This is a genomic window from Allomuricauda sp. NFXS6, assembly GCF_040148835.1.
GTDB lineage: Bacteria > Bacteroidota > Bacteroidia > Flavobacteriales > Flavobacteriaceae > Flagellimonas.
In genome coordinates, this window is sequence record NZ_JAGEMG010000011.1 from 99,275 (window position 1) to 117,016 (window position 17,742).

Genomic DNA, 17,742 nt, shown 5'->3' on the forward strand with positions numbered 1-17,742 from the left:
TTGCTCCTTGAAATTTTTAAACGGAAAACCCTCGGTCCATAAAGATGATACTGATTCCAAAAAGAACCAAAGAAAAATCAAGGAATCCACTTGCTATATTTCACTGTTATGATCTAAAACCATCTGTTTAAATGAAACGGCAAAATTCCAAAGAAGAAAAAGCTTCCTCCCTTTTGTTTGAGGGTGACCGAAAGCTACGGACGTTGGTGGAAAACCTCCCGGGCATTGTATTTCGCTGTAAGAACGATTCGGACAGAACCATGCAGTTCATCAGCAATGAGTGCAAATGCGTCACAGGATATTGGCCCGAACAATTTTGCAAGTCAGATGGAATAGCTTGGGGAAGTCTGATTCACCCCATGGACAAGGATGATGTATGGAACGCGGTACAATTGGCCTTGGGCAAAAACGAAAAGTTCCAGTTGAAATACCGGATAATAGATAAAGAGGGGAAGATTCACTGGATCAGTGAAACCGGAATTGCAGTGGAAAAAAAAGAAGGCACGGCCTATCTGGAAGGATATATGCAAGATATCACCACCCAAATCATGGGCGGCAACATCAATGTTATCAAGGAGAGGGCCTTGGATGAGGTAGGGAATGGAATCATCATAGCAAATGCGCAACTCAAACAATTTCCCATTATCCATGTCAACCAGGCTTTTGAAAGAATAACCGGTTACACCAAGGAAGAAGTCGTTGGAAAAAATTGCAATTTTCTTCAAAGCGATGACCGCCAGCAAAAGGAAATTCAAATCATTCGAGATGCACTCGCGACCCAATCTCCTTGCCATGTGGAGATACGAAATTATGGGAAAGATGGGACCATGTTCTGGAATGAACTATCCATTACCCCAGTACGGGACATCAATGGGGAAACCACACATTTTATAGGTATTCAAAACGACATTACGGAAAGAAAGAACCTAGAGTTCTTAAGAAAAGCCAAGAATGACATTTTTGAAATGGTCATAAAAAAAAGGCCTCTGCCCGAAATTTTTGACCGTGTTCAAGAAGTGCTGGAGCAACAAATACGTATAGGTACCGTGGCAATCACTTTATATGATGATGCCAAACAAATGCCCAAGAGGGTCTCTGGAAGTAAAACACACCCTGCAATTGGCAAGGTCATGGACCAAATTTTAGCCACATCTGATTCTTGTCCCTGCATACGGGCTATACAGTCCAAAAAAAGAGTAAGGGTCGCCAATATTCTGGACGAACCTTCATGGTCCAAGTACCGGTCCGAATTGACCAAGGCTGGTTTCAAATCCATCAGTTCCTCCCCTATTTTAGATGCTGATAATCACATTCTTGGTGTTTTGTCCGCTTTTTACCCTTCCGAACATTATCCTTTCTTCGAAAAGGAAGAATTGGTCGATGAGATGGTCGGTCTTATCGGTTTGGCCATTGAACAAAAGAAGATTCGCGAAAAATTGCAAACGAACCAAAAGCATTTGGAGACTTATTCCAAAGAGTTGGAAAAACAAGTTGAGCAACGCAACAAAGACCTAAAAAAGATTCTAGAGGAATTGACGGTAACAAATTTTGAGCTTATTGAGCAAGTTACAGATGCCAACGCTGCCAAGACAAGGGCAGAAATACAGGAAAGCATGCTTTTGGCCATCACCCAAAATTTCCCAAAAGGTGCTATAATATTGGTGGACAAGCAAATGCAAATCAATTTTATAAAGGGTGCAGAGTTGAAACATCTCCAAGATCAGGTTTATTCAAAAAAAGCATCAACCATAATGGAATTTGATGGATTGTCAACAAGCAGTAAACGCCTTTTGAAATATCACATGATCCAGGCCCTAAAAGGTAAACATCTAAGTTTTGAAATCGAGTATAAGAACAGTAATTATGTAATCAACACCACTCCCATATTGTCTAAAGATGGTGAAGTTACCCATGCAGTACTCGTTCTATTAAATATATCAGAGAGAAAACGAAACGAGGAGAGAATCCTTAAAAACCTAAAAAAGGAAAAGGAACTAAGTGAGCTCAAGACCAGATTTATCAGTACTGCTTCCCATGAGTTCAGGACACCTCTTAGCATTATTCTGTCTTCAACTTCATTGATAGAAAAACTCAACGGGCCTGAAAAAACAGAAAGACGTTTGTTCCATTTGGGAAGAATAAAAGCCAATGTGGAACATCTGGTAAACATACTGAACGATTTTCTATCGCTCACCAAATTAGAGGAAGGGGAAACCAAACCCACCCCTAAATTTTTTGACTTATTACAATTGTCAAAATCCTTGATCCAGCAAATGGAAGTGAATACAAAAAACGGTCAGAGCATTGTTTTGGAATGCAACCATTCGAAAATAGAAATTTACCTGGATCCTAAGCTGGTGCAACACATACTAATGAACCTAGTGAGCAATGCCATTAAATATTCTGATGAAAACCAACCCATTATCCTAAGGATTGAGGAAGAATCGCAAAAGGTAAAAATCCAGGTCGTCGATCAGGGCATAGGAATACCCGAAGAGGACAAACCGTATCTTTTTCGACGGTTCTTCAGGGCGAGAAATAGCATTAATGTTCAAGGGACCGGGCTTGGGCTGCACATTGTAAAATTGTATACGGAGTTGATGAGAGGAGAACTACGGTATGACAGTAAAGAGAACCATGGTACCTCCTTCGAATTAAAGTTTCCAAAACACTATAAATAAAAATGAAAAAAGTATTGGTAATTGAAGACAACAGGGAAGTCCGCGAGAACACGGTGGAAATTCTTGAGTTGGCCAACTATAACGTAATAGCTGCGGCCAATGGCAGGGCAGGTATCCAAATGGCCATGGAACAACTGCCCGATATCATCATCAGCGACATAGTCATGCCTGAAGCAAATGGATATACCGTACTGGAAGTCTTGAGTCAAAACAGCGATACAGCAAACATTCCCTTTATTTTTTTAAGCGCCAAAGACAAGAAGGAAGATATAAGAATGGGGATGAGCCTTGGGGCCGATGATTATATTTATAAACCTTATCGGTCACAGGAACTATTGGATGCCGTGGAAATGCGGATAAAGAAACATAACTTTATCCAGCAAAAGTTTTCAAAGACCCCAGTCGGAATCAACCATTTTTTTAAGGAGGTATCCGAATATCTGGGAAAAGAACTCATTTCCAAAGAAAGGGAATCCCAAATTTTTAAGGATAGGGAAAGAATATATCAAGAAGGGAACGCTGCACATTATCTCTATTTTATAGAAGATGGAAACATAAAGACTTTTAGGGGCACGGAAAGCGGCAAAGAAATGATTACCGGACTATATGGGCCCGGGGACTTTGTAGGGCAACTATCTTTGTTGGGAAGTGGCGGCACTTATCTAGAAACGGCCATCGTAATGGAACATGCCAAAGTGCTCGGTATTCCCAAGGAAGATTTTATACACTTGGTATACCAGGATAAGGAAGTGGCCAATAAATTCCTTGGCATAATTTCCAACAATATGATCGACCTACAAGGAAAATTGATAGACATCGCCTATTCATCTGTGGATCGGCGGGCAGCAAAAGCGCTGCTGGAACTTCACGAAAAGGGCATCCTTAAAGATGAGCATCATAAAGGTGTGGATATGCTTCGGGAAGATTTTGCCTCTTTGATCGGTGTAGCCAAGGAAACCGCCATCAGGACACTTACCAAATTCAGGGAAATTGGTCTTGTAGGTACTGATAAAAAGAGGAAACTTACCATATTGGATATTGACCGTTTAAAACGTATAGCAGATTTTGAGGGGATGCTATGATCCAAGATTATCCTATAAATATTTAAGTGGAACCTATGGGCCAAAAATGAATTATAGTGATCGGGATTCAATCCTTCTGTTTATTTGCCTTCTCTTTTTCCTTTTCCATTTTTCGAAAGTATCTTCTAGTCAAAAAATTGTGTTTTAAGGCTTCCATATTTTCATTGAATTTATCTGTTCCCTGTTCAATGTTGCGCATTGTTTGCATAAGGAGATTGGCCATGGTCGTATCTTTGGATACCAAATGGAGCATCCCCTCCCCTGTGTTCAAACCATCGATAAGCTGGGTCAGGTCTTCGGTCATTTGCCTTATTTGGATACTTGAGGTCTCCAAATTTTCAATGCTGCTCTTAATATTTGCAGCCGCCAAGGTATCCGACAGTATTACCCCGGCAACACTTTCATCCATATCAATTTTTCCCACAATGACCTCTAGTTCGGAGAGTGTGCTATTTGCATGATTGCTGCTCCGCTCAAGATTTTTTATGATACGCTGCAAGTCCTGTACCATCAACGTATCATTGAGCAGGCGACCCAAAACCCCTTTTCCCTCCATCACGGATTGGGTAACCTTCAAAAGATTGGATGTGAGCAAAGCTGCATTTTCGTTCGTAACATTGAGTGTGCTGAGCATATCTTGGGATGAAATCCTACTATATGATTGGAGCTCGTCACCGTTCTGCACCAACTCCGCTTCTCCTCCACTTGGAACAATGTTCACCAACATGCTGCCCACCAAACCATCGGAGCCTATTGTGGCAATGGCATTTTTCTTAATATGGTTCCGCATTTTGTCTTCGATGGTCATATAGACATAAATGGTAGTGTCGTTCATCATATCGATACGGTTGACCGTACCAATATTGATACCTGAAAATCGAACATTGTTCCCATTTTGAAGCCCATTCACATTTTTGAAAACAGCACTTAAGGTAAAGTTTTTGACAAACATGTTCTGTCGGTTGCCAATAAGATAGGCTGCTATGAGCAACAGTAAGGTTCCGACCACCACAAAGATGCCCAATCTTATATTTTCTGAAGAAGTTTTTGAAGCCATATCACTTTTTAAAAAATGCGTTTACCATAGGGTCCGACGACGCCAACAGTTCCCCATAGGTGCCTTCGGCATAATTTGTTCCATCCACCAGCAAGATCATCCGTTCCGAAACGACCCTTGCACAGTCTACATCATGGGTAATGATCAGGGCCGAAGTGCCATATTTTTTTTGGATGTTCCGCATCAACTCGATGATTTCCTTTGCTGTTATGGGATCCAATCCACTGGTGGGCTCATCGTACATGATCAATTTTGGTCTTAAAATAATCGCCCTGGCCAAGGCAACCCGCCTTTTCATTCCCCCGGACAGTTCAGCGGGCATCAAATCCAGGGTATGCGCCAAGCCCACATTCTCCAAAGCTTCCATAACATACGGAAGCGTATCCTGGTCTTTACCAAATTTATTCCTGTGCCTTCGCATGGGAAATTCCAGATTTTCGCGCACCGTCATAGAATCGTACAGGGCACTCCCTTGAAAAAGGAACCCGATATTGGAGCGAAGCTCATCCAAAGCATGCTGGTCCAAAGCACTTATCTCCTTACCAAGAACTTCCACATAGCCCTGACCTGGAGTGATGAGCCCTACCATACACTTGATCAGCACAGACTTGCCCGAACCGGATTTTCCCATGACCACCAAGTTTTCCCCTTTGTGCAAAACCATGTTGAACCCTTTCAGCACATGGTTGTCGCCAAAACTGATGTGGAGATCTTCAATCTTGATTACCAAATCATCATCAACCTTGGCCTTTCCCGTGATTTGTTCTTGCCTTCCCATCATAGCTCATAAAATATATCAGAAACAAAAACGGCAATGAAATCGACCACGAACAAGAGCAGGGATGCCATGACCACGGCAGAATTTGCTGCTATTCCCACCCCTGCGGTCCCTTTATCCGAATTATATCCTTTGTAACAGCCCGTTAGCCCAATAACAAATCCAAAGAAAAAGGACTTGATGGTCGCTGGTACCAGATCTCCGAAGGAGAGTGCATCAAAAACCGTGTTGAAATACAACCTAAAGGAGACATCCCCTTTCATGTTTTCTACGAGAGAGGAACCATAAAGCGCTACCAAATCCCCAAAAATGACCAGCAAGGGAAGCATGAGCGTAGCGGCCCAAATGCGGGTCACCACCAAATATTTGAAGGGATTGGTGCCCGAAACCTCCATCGCATCTATCTGCTCCGTGACCCGCATGGAACCGAGCTCTGCACCAAAACCGGAAGCTATACGGCCCGAACAGATCAGGGCGGTGATCACGGGGCCAATTTCACGGACTATGGAAATCCCTACCATGTTGGGCATCCAGGACACGGCCCCAAATTCTATGAGCGTGGGCCTAGATTGTAGGGTCAGTACCAGACCAATGATAAAACCTGTGGCCATCACCAATAGCAGGGACCTATTCCCTACTTGGTAACATTGTCTCAACAATTCCTTGAATTCGAATGGAGGGTTCAGGGCCTGTCTAAAAAAACGGCCTGCAAAATGGGAAAGGCTACCCACCTCTTTAAAAAAAAGTTTGGTCCTTTCCATAATTTTCATGGGAATTGCCAAGTCTTCCATACTCAAAAATAGGTTGGCAAAACCGGTGCTGAAATGACGGTTATCATAAAAACCATCATCCGTGTTGAAGGTCAACTGCTTTTATGAAGCATTGGACCTTTTGTCCATCAGCAAACATAACTTCCAAAACCTTGTCCGATGATGGAACCTTTACCGCAACAAATCGTTATTTTTTTACATGTACTGTGACAAGAATCGAAAAAATTCCTTTTTCAAATCTGCATAGATTTGCCGCTGTTCTTCCATTTTTTTTCGGAAATCAGAATGGTTTTTGACCAAAATGGTATCCAGTGCAGGCCTGCCTGTCCTTTCTTGGGCCGCTATGTTTGTTTCATGGACCTGTATTTCTTCCTGAAGCTTTTCGATGACGCCATTGTGGAGCATGAATTCGTTTTGGTAGTGTTCCAATTTTTGGAGCACCTCCTTTTTGGTCCATCGGTTTACCAATTCATCCAAACGAAGGTTGAACGATTTCAATTCATCTTTCCAAAAGGCAAGTTCGGAATCCCACTGTTTGTGTTCAAAATGCAGGTCACTGTTGTCTATGATTACTTTTTCCATGATAATTAACCACTTAATGTTCTATCCCAAAACTATCCTATCCCATGCTTTCATGGAATGATCTGGGTCATTTTTCTGGGACTCTCCTTTACATTACTTTGTCTTATTAAATGAAAATATCATGAAGAGAATTTGGTCATACACAGCAATTGTCCTATTGTTTATGGCAGTGCAGGGCTGTAGTCCGGTGTTGGTTTCGCACAATTTGGCAGACCCTCCCCCACCCTGGTTTTACCCGAATAGGATCGAGACTGTTAGATATGTATATTTTCCAGAACTGAGCATTTATTATGATTTATCGGCCAGAACCTACATTTATTGGGATGGTGGGGTATGGATAAGGAGAAAGGTATTACCGCCCCGTTACCGTACACAAGACTTGAACCGATCTCGATATGAACGCATTAGGAATTATTATGAGGACGACATTAGGCGGTATCACGATCAGAACAATGCGGACAGGGGAAGGAGCAATAAAAGTGTTGGAAGAAGAAACAAATAAGTCACAAACACCTTCTTCAACCATTGAAACTCCTATTCAACCTACGGGCTTGCAAAATTTGGTCTGCTTTGCTACCGTCCCTGTAGATGGTGATTACCTTCAACCCATATTCCCAAATGGTCCTGTACATCTTCGAAACGGTTTCCGCTCCCGTTTCTTTGGACAGGTCTATGGTTTTGAACGTTTCTCGGGTTCTTGGGGTATTTCAACGATAGCTCTTTTTCAATCCTTGGCCAATATATCGCTTGGAGCATTTCGAAGGCCTTGCGTGTAAGTTTCATGCCATCCAAAATGGGAGCTGATTCTACCCCATTTTATAAAATGACTTTTTACGGAACATCTCGTGAAAACCAAATCTCCCATTGCGAAAATCAAGTAGAAAGCCCTCGTTGGCCATCATCTGTATTGAGGGGCTTGGCTCTTTTCACGAGGCAATAAGGAATCCAATTTTAACAGTATCCAATCCTTGTAAAGGAACATATCCTTGATAATGGAAGCTCCCGCGAGACCATCTACACCTTCTATACTGTTGTTTCCCTCTCCGGATGTAGCGAACACAACCACTTTTTCAAGATGGTCCCTATTCTTTTCCACAAAGGCCACCACATCTTCCGGTGCACTTCCATATTCCCAAGTATGTAAAATCAGTGTGGCATTGAACTCGGCAGGAACTATCCCTTGAAGCTCAGAGACATCAATGATCTTGATGAAAACAGAATCATTTTTGTAATAGCGAACAACGTTCCGAACCAAGGAGTCCTTAAAGGCACTGCCCTGTGTTGCAATGAGCAGTTTCTTATCAAACGTTTGCGAATACATAGCGTATGGTTCTACAACATCCATCGAATACCTGCTCTTGTACCAAACAGCCAGTAAAAAGAAAAGGACCATGGCACCAATCAATATCCAAACCACTACTTTGTACCGTTTAATTTTCATAGGGCCATTTTTTTCTTTTGTTTGTTTTAAGGTTCATTTTTATGGGTTTTCACATGATGATCTAGCAACTCTTGTAAACTTTGCAGATAAGATTCCATCACTTCTTTGTTCATTTCTGGATGTGGTAATAGAGGAAGGGTAATCGGATTTTCGTCCAAAAATTGATACAATTCCGGATATTGTGATTCCATAGTATTGGTCAACATGGTAATCCTGTCCAATATGGAGTTCAACTCTCTCATAGTTTTAGGCAACTTTTAACTAGAATGTACTTTACACGCTTTCTCAGGATAATGATTCAATAAAAATAACGGCTGGGATATTCTTTGAAAATGATCTTCATCATACCAAAATGGATACCTTGAATGATGAACATCATTGATAGCAGTAAGCGTTTACTTTAACTTTCCATTCAAATTGGGCACGGCATAATGTAGGTCATTTTTTCCGCCTCCTTTTTTTATGTGATGCTGAAAATTCCAATACTGCAAGAAACCATGGGCTTCAAGCAAAGAGAAAAAACATGAACACTGAAGAACAAAATGCAACGGTCCACATATCCCTTAAAGATGTTGTCTTGGAGGGATTTTTGGACATCCCTTCCGACCCCAAGGGTTTGGTGCTCTTTTCCCACGGAAGTGGCAGCGGCCGTTTGAGCCCCCGAAACAACTATGTTTCCAACATATTACAGCAAAAAGGAATAGCTACGTTATTATTTGATCTTTTAACCGAATCGGAAGACAAAATCTATAAGAATAGGTTTGATATAGAAAAGCTCACCCATCGACTTATTGAAACGACACAATGGGCTCAACAACACCAAAAAATCAAGGGGTTGCCTTTAGGATATTTTGGCGCCAGTACCGGTGCTGCTTCGGCCCTACGGGCAGCTGCCTTTTTTGGAACTGCCATAAAAGCAGTGGTATCGCGTGGGGGGAGACCAGATCTGGCCATGGACGAACTTTCCGAAGTTAAGGCCTCTACCCTTTTTATCGTAGGTTCGCGAGATACCGATGTAATTTCCATGAACCAAAGGGCTTATGAAAAATTGAAATGCAGAAAGAAATTGGAAATCATCCCCGGTGCGGGGCATTTGTTTGAGGAGCCGGGCAAGTTAAGAGCGGTTGCCGAAATTTCTGCTACTTGGTTTCTGAGATGGCTCGAAAAAAATCCAGAAAATTATGTTTAGAGACAGGGAAGATGCCGCACTGCAATTGGCAGAAAGGCTTGAAAAATACAAAAATCAGAATGTAGTGGTACTTGCCATACCCAAAGGCGGACTTCCCTTGGGGGCCATCATCGCAAAAACTTTGAATGCCCCGTTGGATGTAGCTCTTTCCAAAAAAATTGGCCATCCCTACAACAAGGAATATGCCATTGGAGCCGTAAGTTTGGAGGACGTCATTCTGTCCAATGAGCATGGAGTTGAAAGCAATTACATTGTTAAAGAAACGCAACGTATCCGTGAAAAGCTTCGGAAAAAATTTGAGGCTTACCACAAGAATAAAATATCAATACCCTTGAAGGACAAAACTGTGATTATAGTGGATGATGGTGTAGCTACAGGAAACACCATAAAGGTCACTGCCCAATTGGTACAACATCAAAATCCAAGAAAAACAATAGTTGCCATCCCTGTGGCGCCTCATGGAGCGGTACAAAATCTACAGGATTCCAAATATATTGATGAGGTAATCTGCCTTCTCATCCCTCGTAATTTTCATGCTGTGGGGCAATTTTATTCAGAATTCGACCAAGTTTCGGAAGAAGAAGCCATTATATTGTTGGAACAAACCAACGGTACGGTCAACCCTTGATTCGGTTTTTATGGAAAACCTTTCACTATCTCTCTCATTCAAATAGTAAAAATGATATGGCTTTCCCACATATTCTTTTCGTTCCTTAACACATAACCATCTTGGTAGATTACCTCTTTGATATTTTTATCAAATTCACCCAACCACTTGCCATAAAGCTGGGCCTTGATTCTATTTTCCGATAGCTCGGTAAAATAAACATTACAGAAAAGAGACTTCTGAATATAGGTGATGGATAGGATATCTGAGAGAAAACCAATCAAGAGATCTGTCGTATTCTTAGCAGTGACCTCCACGCACATCTGGCAGTCGAAATGACTTATAGTGTCACAGCCTCCCTTTTTTAAGATATCGTTCATGATTCCAAGATTATCCTTTAAAAGTATCTTAAGCGTTGGTGCCAGTACCTTTATTTCAATATCAGCCGTATGTTGTACCAACCCATTCATGGCTTCATCGCTTTTACGGTCACAAAAGATCCCAATCCATGACCGGTTTTGGGAATCTGCACTTCTTTGATGCTTTCCAGTTCACCAAAAAGGGTCTGGTTATATTTCATGTTTTTGAACCCTGATTTTTTCAGCAGTTGTTCCAACTCACTTACCGAATAAAAAGTTGCTGTTCTGTAAAAATTGCTTCGATCCCTTTTGCCCATATAGGATTTTGCAATGCTACGTTCTTTGTCCAAAAAACCGATAATAATGGCCCCATCCGATTTTAAAACACGAAAAGCTTCGGACAAGGCTTTTTTTACATTGCTAAAATGGCAAATGGTGACAAAAAGGACAAAATCAAACTGCAAGGCGGAATAGGGCAAGTGCTCTGCTTTACCTTTCATGATTTCAATCCCCCTATCAAATGCTTTTTTTGCCATCTCCAGAGAAGGCTCAATTCCTTCCTTGATGCCCAAAGGTTCGGAGAACCTTCCAGTGCCCAGGCCTACCTCAATTCCCCTTATGTTCTGGGGCATCTCCAAAAACTGCTCCTGTAATGCCAATATTTCGGACTGATACACCTCGGGATGGTCCTCGTACCATTGCTCGTATTGGGATACATGTTCATCAAATACTGCTGTAGTTGCCATAGCTTATTGTTTTTTATAAAATTTAGTTATTGGACGCATGGTGCACAATGATCCAGGTCAACCATAAGGCTTTACCTACTACTGACCATTACAAAAAATACGGTCCGAAGCCAGGAGACCAGCGCGGACCATACAAACAAAACCTACTAACTAGGAATTATTCTTCATCTATTCCGAAAGTGACCTTGGCATTCACACGGTACTCGGAAATTTGGTTGCTTTTTACACAAACCTGCATGTCCTTTACATAAACAGACTTGATGTTCCTCACTGTTTTTGATGTCTCCTTGACAATGTTATTGATGGCATCCTCAAAACTCTCTTTTGAGTTTCCCATAATTTCGACGACTTTTAATACTGACATAATGATTGATTTTATTGTTTATTAATTAGGCCAAAGACGACCCCGATTTCTATAGAAACTCACCTTTTTCATCCACTTTTACCCGCAACGTCTTATCCCCATTTTCCAATTTCAATTTATACTTTTTGGAAACACCCTTTTCGTTGTGGTAAGTGACCAGGTAGACATCCTTGGTTATGGTCCATTCCGGAAACCTGTCCAAGATGGCCTTCTTTACCGTATTCGGTAGATTAATGTTCTTAAACCTTTCAGCAGTTCGGATAATCTTGCCGTCTTTGTCATAGGCAGCAAGGATTTTCCCTTCTGGGATAAAGAAATTAATGTTGTACAGGTCATAATCATCCTGATAGAATTCAGAACCTTTTACGTCAAAAGCTGCAACTTTTCTTCTGAGCATTTCAACAGGTATGGAAGCCTCTTCCTCAGTGTCGATGTTGTTCAAATACTTGTAATTGGTCGCATACACAATTACCTCTGACAATTCTTCCGTTTTGATGATCTGGGAGTGCAAAGAGATTGCGAGTCCCACGGTCAATAGAGTTAATACTATCTTTTTCATAATCTTAGTGTTTTTGTTAATACTTCAATGGCTACTGAGCCATCTTTTTAAATGTATCGCTTCATATATTCAAAACTAGTGTGGATAGGCTCTTTGCGAAATGACCCAGATCATCCTGAATCATTTTAAGTGACTCATTTAGAATCCATTGAAAACAGGGCGGTCAATGCTAAAATTTACATCCAGAGAATCTAATGGACTGACCCAAATCATTGGAAAATAGTCGCTGTGCCTTGAAATTTGTGAATTAAATCCTTAGCCATGGATGATTACATCAAACCTTTTAAAGCAATACATATTGATGACTTACCAAAAGTTGGTGGGAAAAATGCCTCATTGGGTGAAATGTACAATGAATTGATAGAGGAAGGGGTTCGAGTTCCTAATGGTTTTGCAACCACATCGGATGCTTTCTGGGATTTTTTGGATAAAAATCAACTTCGAAAACCTTTGGAAGACGTTTTGGCAAGTTTGGATACAAACACATATGTCAACTTAAATGAAATTGGCAAAAAGGCGCGGGATTTGATATTGGGCGGAACCTTTTCAGATGAATTTTCCCAAAAGATAGTGGAAGCCTACCAAAATCTTGACAAGAGTGGTTCTGCCACTGTTGCCGTAAGGAGCAGTGCCACGGCCGAAGACCTTCCCGGTGCCAGTTTTGCAGGGCAACATGACACGTTTTTGAACATAAAAGGGGAAAAGCAAGTTCTGGAGGCGGTTAAAAAATGTTTTGCCTCCCTATATACGGATAGGGCCATCAAATATCGTAACGACAAGGGTTTTAAACATGCTGATGTTGCCCTATCGGTAGGTGTGCAGCAAATGGTAAGGGCAGATAAGGGCTGTTCGGGTGTGGGGTTTACCATAGAGCCTGAATCCGGTTTTGAAAATGTCATTCTGTTGTCCGGGGTTTGGGGCCTCGGGGAAAACATCGTACAGGGCAATGTCAATCCTGATGAGTTCTATGTTTTTAAACCCACCTTGAAAACGGGACACTTCCCCATCATCCAAAAAAAGAAGGGCGACAAACGTTTGACCATGATCTATAACACAGATCAGCACGGAGAACCAACATTGAACATTAAAACTCCAGCTTCCAAGCAGGTCCAGTTTGTCCTCTCCGATAATGAAATTGTGCAATTGGCCCAATGGGCCATGGCCATAGAAAAACATTACCAAAAACCCATGGACATTGAATGGGCAAAGGACGGTCTTTCCGGTGAACTTTTTATCATTCAGGCACGGCCGGAAACGGTGCATCAAGGCAGGGACATGAACATATATATTGAGTACAAACTGCTTGAAAAAGGAACGATACTCACCTCTGGAAATGCCGTAGGTTCAAAAATAAAAGTGGGTACAGTACTCCAATTGAAATCCCCCAAAGAAGCCAAAGATCTAACATCGGAACACTTGATCGTGACCGATACCATAACCCCGGATTGGGATCCGCTCCTAAAACAGGTTGGTGGGATCATCACCAACAAAGGTGGGCGTACCAGCCATGCAGCCATTGTGGCCCGCGAATTGGGAGTGCCTGCCATTGTTGGCTGTGGCAATGCCACCGATGTTCTTTCAAATGGTCAGAATGTTACCCTGTCCTGTGCCCAAGGGAAAACCGGCCACATTTATAATGGAGCTTTAAAATTTGAGGAAACCAAGGTAGATTTTTCAAATATCCTTTTGCCTGATACTGAGGTCAAAATGATTCTGTCCGACCCCGAGAGTGCATTTCAACTTTCTTTTTATCCCAATAATGGTGTAGGATTATTGCGTATGGAATTTATTATAACCCATTCGGTAAAGATCCACCCCATGGCCTTGGTCAATTTTGACAGCATCAAAAATGAAGGTGCAAAAAAAGAAATCGAAATGCTTACCAAGGACTATCCCAAGAGGACAGATTATTTCATAGACCAGCTTTCACAGGGAATTGCCACCATTGCCGCGTCTTTTTATCCCAAAGAAGTCATTGTGCGGCTCAGCGATTTTAAGACGAATGAATATGCCAACCTCATCGGAGGAAAAGATTTTGAGCCCAAAGAGGAAAACCCCATGCTGGGCTTTAGAGGCGCCTCCCGTTACTACAGCGATCGGTACAGGGATGGATTTGCACTTGAATGTGCAGCTATAAAAAGGGTTAGGGATACCATGGGTTTGACCAACCTTAAGGTAATGGTACCCTTTTGCCGCACCCTATTGGAAGGAAAGAAAGTACTCCTGATAATGGAGGAAAACGGATTGAAAAGAGGGGAAAATGGGCTTGAGATCTATACCATGGTCGAAATACCCAGCAATGTAATCTTGGCTGAGGAGTTTGCACAGATCTTTGATGGCTTTTCCATTGGTTCCAACGATCTTACACAACTTACTTTGGGGATTGACCGTGACTCGGAAATAATGGGTGGTCTCTTTGATGAAAATGACCCCGCTGCCAAAAAGATGATTTCCATGGCCATCTCATCTGCAAAAAAGACCGAGACCAAAATTGGACTCTGCGGGCAAGCACCAAGTGATTTTCCCGAGTTTGCGGCTTTTTTGGTGGACCTGGGCATCAACAGTATTTCCTTTAATCCCGATGCGTTGTTAAAAGGGATAAAGAACATCAACAAGGCAGAAAAAAGAATGGTTGATAGAAAAAGCACATTCTTGGCTTGACATTGAATTCATAAGAAATGACAATGTTGTCAAAAATGTTAAAATTTGAAAAAAAAGTACCCAGATGATCCAGATCATTTCAAAGCCAAAACAATCGCCTTAATTTAGCACCAAGATTACGATACTATACGTTCTTTGAAGATAAAAATCATTGGTTTAAGAAATACAGAGGGAGATACAACTATTCTTTGACTCCTCTTGGAATTGCAAAAATGTTTAGTGATAAACACTAGTAGCATATACAAGAAAAAGAGCGTTGGGTAGGATAACTTCTTCTGTGAAACCGGGGCATTAAAATGCTCCGGTTTCTACAAAAACTATAGAAAAATAGTTAATTGGAAAAAAGCCAATGGTAATAAAAGGTGTTTTTATAAGGCACGAGGATTTGAATATCAACCACATTTTTCCAAATGCGGAGAACGATCCTCCTCTCCATCAAAAACACCCCATAAAATGTTTATGATCTGAGAGGATACATAAACTAGAAAGGTTTGGATTGTCCACTGTACAATCGTTCTTAAGCATTTTAGAAATAAGATGGTATAGAGAAAGTTTAAGGCAGAAAGCAACTCAAGCCTTTCGAAGAAACAGGGAGTCTTGGCTCCCTGTTTCCATTTAAATTCCGTCCATTCTCCTTAGTAATGGTGTATTGTTCCCTAAATTAATTCATTCTGATAAAAATGGAATATTATTTCAATACCGTTCTCAGTGATACCACTTTCGAGAAAGCTATACAAAGCACCACCTCCGCCCTTAAAAATGAAGGTTTCGGGGTTCTTACCGAAATTGACATCAGGAATACATTGAAGCAGAAATTGGATGTACACTTTCCCAATTATACAATTTTGGGAGCCTGTAACCCATCATTTGCCCATAAAGCATTACAGGTAGAAAACAAGATTGGCACCATGCTTCCTTGTAATGTAATCGTAAGGGAAGCCGAAGATGGCAACATAGAGGTGGCCGCCGTAAATCCCATTGCTTCGATGATGGGAGTCCACAATGAGGCCTTGATGGGCATTGCCGAGAAGGTCCGGGACAAACTCAAAAGAGTGATAGAGGCCCTTCAAGAAAGTCATTGACCCATATCAACAAAGTATACCGTCATGGAATCTTCAAATATTTGCCAACACTGTGGAAAGCCCATGTACCACCTTACCGATTTTGGAACCAACCGGGATGGCAGTATCAATACGGAATATTGCCACAAATGCTATCAAAAAGGTACGTTTATCCATCCAGGGGAAGAAAACTTTGATCAACAGAAGGTACTTTAGCGTTTTTTATGCTTCAATTTTTTTGCTGATAGCGCAGCATCGAAGCCAAAAACAATCATGCAATGACCATCCCACCGTCTACAACATAAGTGCCACCAGTGATATACCTGCTTTCATCCGAAGCGAGGAAAAGAACCAAATTCACAATTTCGCCAGCTTCGGCATAGCGCCCGAAGGGTACACTGGCCTCAAATCCCTTTTTGGCCCCGTCGCTGTCCTCTGGTGAAATATCGGCCTCTATCCTACGCATCATGTCGGTTTCAACCGGGCCCGGGTGTATGGTATTTACGCGTATTTTCTTGTTGGAAAACTCTAGGGCCGCGGTACGCATGATACCCACAACACCATGTTTGCTGGCCACATAGGCACCCAAACCTTCAAAACCTTTAAGACCGGCCACCGAGGAAGTGATAATGACACTTCCCCCCTGCTCCATTTTCGGGATCACATACTTGCATCCGTACCAAACGCCTTTCAAGTTTACATCGATGACCTTGTTGAAGATATCATCGGGGTAGTCTGCCATGGGGCTTGAGGTTCCTTCAATGCCCGCATTGTTGAAAAAAACATCGATTTTGCCAAACTTGTCCAACGCTATCCGAACGTATTCTTTTACAGCATCCGCTCTGGAAACGTCCCCTGTACAATAGGCAACATTGGGGTTATTGAACCCTTCAACTGTTTCTTTCAGGCTCTTTTCGTTAATGTCCACCAAAAGCACTTTGGCTCCTTCCCGCAAGAAAACTTTGGCTGTCTCTTTGCCAATTCCCGCGGCACCTCCGGTGATTATGGCCACTTTATTGTCCAATCTTTTCATGGTTTCTGGATTTGTTCACTAATGTTGGAGATTTGGAAATCACTGTCGCTGGTCTTTATCAGTATCAGATTGGGCGAAATGAAGGATGCCGTCAAATTTGGTGTCTGATATCTCCTTTTAATAATGGAGATATTTTCTCTTTTACTGATGGGCCAAATAATTTCACCTTGGGTATTCAGAATAACTTCGGTAAAGGCATATTCATAAATATTCAGCTGAAAGTTATTTTTCCCCCTGAAAGTTCTCCTGCAATAGATCCCTATGGCCCTGTCATCTTCAAAACCTGTAACATTCAGATACTCTGGTTCGATTACAATTTTTCCTTGGGTGTCCATAAACCCGTAATACGGAATTCCCTCATCCTTTATTTCTTGGATGGCACATAGACCGTTCTTAAATTTTGGATACCTGATAGCCTTAATATCACCCTGCGACTCCTCCGCATTTTGGTTCCAGACCACATCATCCCTAAAATCTATGACCAGATTGCCCTCTTGGTCTATAAAGCCCCATTTAGCGCCTTTCCGGACGGCTGCCAACCCTTCGTTGAAAGGGCCCACTTCGTCCAGCTCCTTTATTTTGACCGTTGGATCATTTATTGTCTCCAGGGTTTGTGCACCCATTACAAATGGGAAAGCCATAAAAGCCATTCCCACTAAATATTTCAGTCCCATAATTCATGTTTTTATATTGATTCAAGGTAGGTCAAATGCCGTTCTGTAAAAATGATATAAATCAGTGGAACAGCTATTTGCCATGGATATCATAGCGT

General features: G+C 41.8%; 21 protein-coding genes. 9 read left to right on the forward strand and 12 right to left on the reverse strand.

Annotated features, from left to right (window positions below):
- Positions 1-131: 131 nt before the first annotated feature.
- On the forward strand, positions 132-2,681 hold the full coding sequence (locus tag J4E06_RS15430) for a PAS domain S-box protein (protein WP_349524880.1): 2,550 nt from the start codon (positions 132-134) through the stop codon (positions 2,679-2,681).
- Between the two features lie 2 nt (positions 2,682-2,683).
- The gene (locus tag J4E06_RS15435; RefSeq protein WP_349524881.1) at positions 2,684-3,763 is read left to right on the forward strand and encodes a response regulator; all 1,080 of its coding nucleotides are present in this window, start codon (positions 2,684-2,686) and stop codon (positions 3,761-3,763) included.
- Positions 3,764-3,830: 67 nt separating this feature from the next.
- Here the strand turns inward: J4E06_RS15435 and J4E06_RS15440 are convergent, their stop codons facing one another.
- From J4E06_RS15440 to J4E06_RS15455, 4 genes are all read right to left on the reverse strand, one after another.
- A complete protein-coding gene (locus tag J4E06_RS15440) occupies positions 3,831-4,820 on the reverse strand; it encodes an MlaD family protein (RefSeq protein WP_349524882.1) in 990 nt (329 codons plus the stop codon).
- A gap of 1 nt (position 4,821) precedes the next feature.
- Positions 4,822-5,598, reverse strand: coding sequence for an ABC transporter ATP-binding protein (locus tag J4E06_RS15445; protein WP_502877357.1), 777 nt, complete (start codon positions 5,596-5,598; stop codon positions 4,822-4,824).
- Positions 5,598-6,389 carry an MlaE family ABC transporter permease gene (locus J4E06_RS15450; RefSeq protein WP_349524884.1) on the reverse strand — a complete coding sequence of 264 codons (792 nt, stop codon included), beginning with the start codon at positions 6,387-6,389 and terminating at the stop codon, positions 5,598-5,600. Before J4E06_RS15450 ends, J4E06_RS15445 begins: the two co-directional genes overlap by 1 nt.
- Positions 6,390-6,563: 174 nt before the next feature.
- Complete coding sequence (locus J4E06_RS15455) at positions 6,564-6,950, reverse strand: hypothetical protein (protein WP_349524885.1); 387 nt, start codon at positions 6,948-6,950, stop codon at positions 6,564-6,566.
- Between the two features lie 121 nt (positions 6,951-7,071).
- On the opposite strand from J4E06_RS15455, the gene J4E06_RS15460 reads away from it, so the two are divergent.
- Complete coding sequence (locus tag J4E06_RS15460; protein ID WP_349524886.1) at positions 7,072-7,452, forward strand: hypothetical protein; 381 nt, start codon at positions 7,072-7,074, stop codon at positions 7,450-7,452.
- Positions 7,430-7,726 (forward strand): hypothetical protein, encoded by a 297-nt coding sequence (locus J4E06_RS15465; RefSeq protein WP_349524888.1) that lies wholly within the window; start codon positions 7,430-7,432, stop codon positions 7,724-7,726. Before J4E06_RS15460 ends, J4E06_RS15465 begins: the two co-directional genes overlap by 23 nt.
- Positions 7,727-7,848: 122 nt before the next feature.
- Here J4E06_RS15465 and J4E06_RS15470 read toward each other — a convergent pair whose 3' ends face one another.
- Together J4E06_RS15470 and J4E06_RS15475 are read right to left on the reverse strand one after the other, a co-directional pair.
- Complete coding sequence (locus J4E06_RS15470; protein ID WP_349524889.1) at positions 7,849-8,391, reverse strand: ABC-2 transporter permease; 543 nt, start codon at positions 8,389-8,391, stop codon at positions 7,849-7,851.
- A gap of 26 nt (positions 8,392-8,417) precedes the next feature.
- On the reverse strand, positions 8,418-8,633 hold the full coding sequence (locus tag J4E06_RS15475; RefSeq protein WP_349524891.1) for a hypothetical protein: 216 nt from the start codon (positions 8,631-8,633) through the stop codon (positions 8,418-8,420).
- A gap of 281 nt (positions 8,634-8,914) precedes the next feature.
- Here J4E06_RS15475 and J4E06_RS15480 point away from each other — a divergent pair, with 281 nt between their 5' ends.
- Positions 8,915-9,580 (forward strand): dienelactone hydrolase family protein, encoded by a 666-nt coding sequence (locus J4E06_RS15480; RefSeq protein WP_349524892.1) that lies wholly within the window; start codon positions 8,915-8,917, stop codon positions 9,578-9,580.
- Positions 9,573-10,208, forward strand: coding sequence for a phosphoribosyltransferase (locus J4E06_RS15485; protein WP_349524894.1), 636 nt, complete (start codon positions 9,573-9,575; stop codon positions 10,206-10,208). Before J4E06_RS15480 ends, J4E06_RS15485 begins: the two co-directional genes overlap by 8 nt.
- A gap of 38 nt (positions 10,209-10,246) precedes the next feature.
- On the opposite strand, the gene J4E06_RS15490 is transcribed toward J4E06_RS15485, so the two are convergent.
- The 4 genes from J4E06_RS15490 to J4E06_RS15505 form a co-directional block, all read right to left on the reverse strand.
- On the reverse strand, positions 10,247-10,657 hold the full coding sequence (locus J4E06_RS15490; RefSeq protein WP_349524896.1) for an archease: 411 nt from the start codon (positions 10,655-10,657) through the stop codon (positions 10,247-10,249).
- Positions 10,654-11,292, reverse strand: a complete 639-nt coding sequence (locus tag J4E06_RS15495; RefSeq protein ID WP_349524897.1) for a class I SAM-dependent methyltransferase — start codon at positions 11,290-11,292, stop codon at positions 10,654-10,656. Before J4E06_RS15495 ends, J4E06_RS15490 begins: the two co-directional genes overlap by 4 nt.
- Positions 11,293-11,449: 157 nt before the next feature.
- A complete protein-coding gene (locus J4E06_RS15500) occupies positions 11,450-11,656 on the reverse strand; it encodes a dodecin family protein (RefSeq protein ID WP_349524898.1) in 207 nt (68 codons plus the stop codon).
- A gap of 49 nt (positions 11,657-11,705) precedes the next feature.
- A complete protein-coding gene (locus J4E06_RS15505; RefSeq protein WP_349524899.1) occupies positions 11,706-12,215 on the reverse strand; it encodes a nicotinate-nucleotide adenylyltransferase in 510 nt (169 codons plus the stop codon).
- A 261-nt stretch (positions 12,216-12,476) separates the two neighbouring features.
- On the opposite strand from J4E06_RS15505, the gene ppsA reads away from it, so the two are divergent.
- The 3 genes from ppsA to J4E06_RS15520 all read left to right on the forward strand — a co-directional run bounded on the left by ppsA (position 12,477) and on the right by J4E06_RS15520 (position 16,153).
- Entirely contained in the window at positions 12,477-14,876 is a 2,400-nt protein-coding gene (gene ppsA / locus J4E06_RS15510) for a phosphoenolpyruvate synthase (RefSeq protein WP_349524900.1), read from the forward strand.
- A gap of 680 nt (positions 14,877-15,556) precedes the next feature.
- The gene (locus tag J4E06_RS15515) at positions 15,557-15,958 is read left to right on the forward strand and encodes a DUF302 domain-containing protein (protein ID WP_349524901.1); all 402 of its coding nucleotides are present in this window, start codon (positions 15,557-15,559) and stop codon (positions 15,956-15,958) included.
- A 24-nt stretch (positions 15,959-15,982) separates the two neighbouring features.
- Positions 15,983-16,153 (forward strand): zinc ribbon domain-containing protein, encoded by a 171-nt coding sequence (locus tag J4E06_RS15520; protein WP_349524902.1) that lies wholly within the window; start codon positions 15,983-15,985, stop codon positions 16,151-16,153.
- A gap of 55 nt (positions 16,154-16,208) precedes the next feature.
- Here J4E06_RS15520 and J4E06_RS15525 read toward each other — a convergent pair whose 3' ends face one another.
- Both J4E06_RS15525 and J4E06_RS15530 read right to left on the reverse strand, forming a co-directional pair.
- On the reverse strand, positions 16,209-16,970 hold the full coding sequence (locus J4E06_RS15525) for an SDR family NAD(P)-dependent oxidoreductase (protein ID WP_349524903.1): 762 nt from the start codon (positions 16,968-16,970) through the stop codon (positions 16,209-16,211).
- Positions 16,967-17,644 carry a WG repeat-containing protein gene (locus J4E06_RS15530; RefSeq protein ID WP_349524904.1) on the reverse strand — a complete coding sequence of 226 codons (678 nt, stop codon included), beginning with the start codon at positions 17,642-17,644 and terminating at the stop codon, positions 16,967-16,969. The genes J4E06_RS15525 and J4E06_RS15530 overlap by 4 nt, the downstream gene beginning before the upstream one ends.
- Positions 17,645-17,742 lie beyond the last annotated feature (98 nt).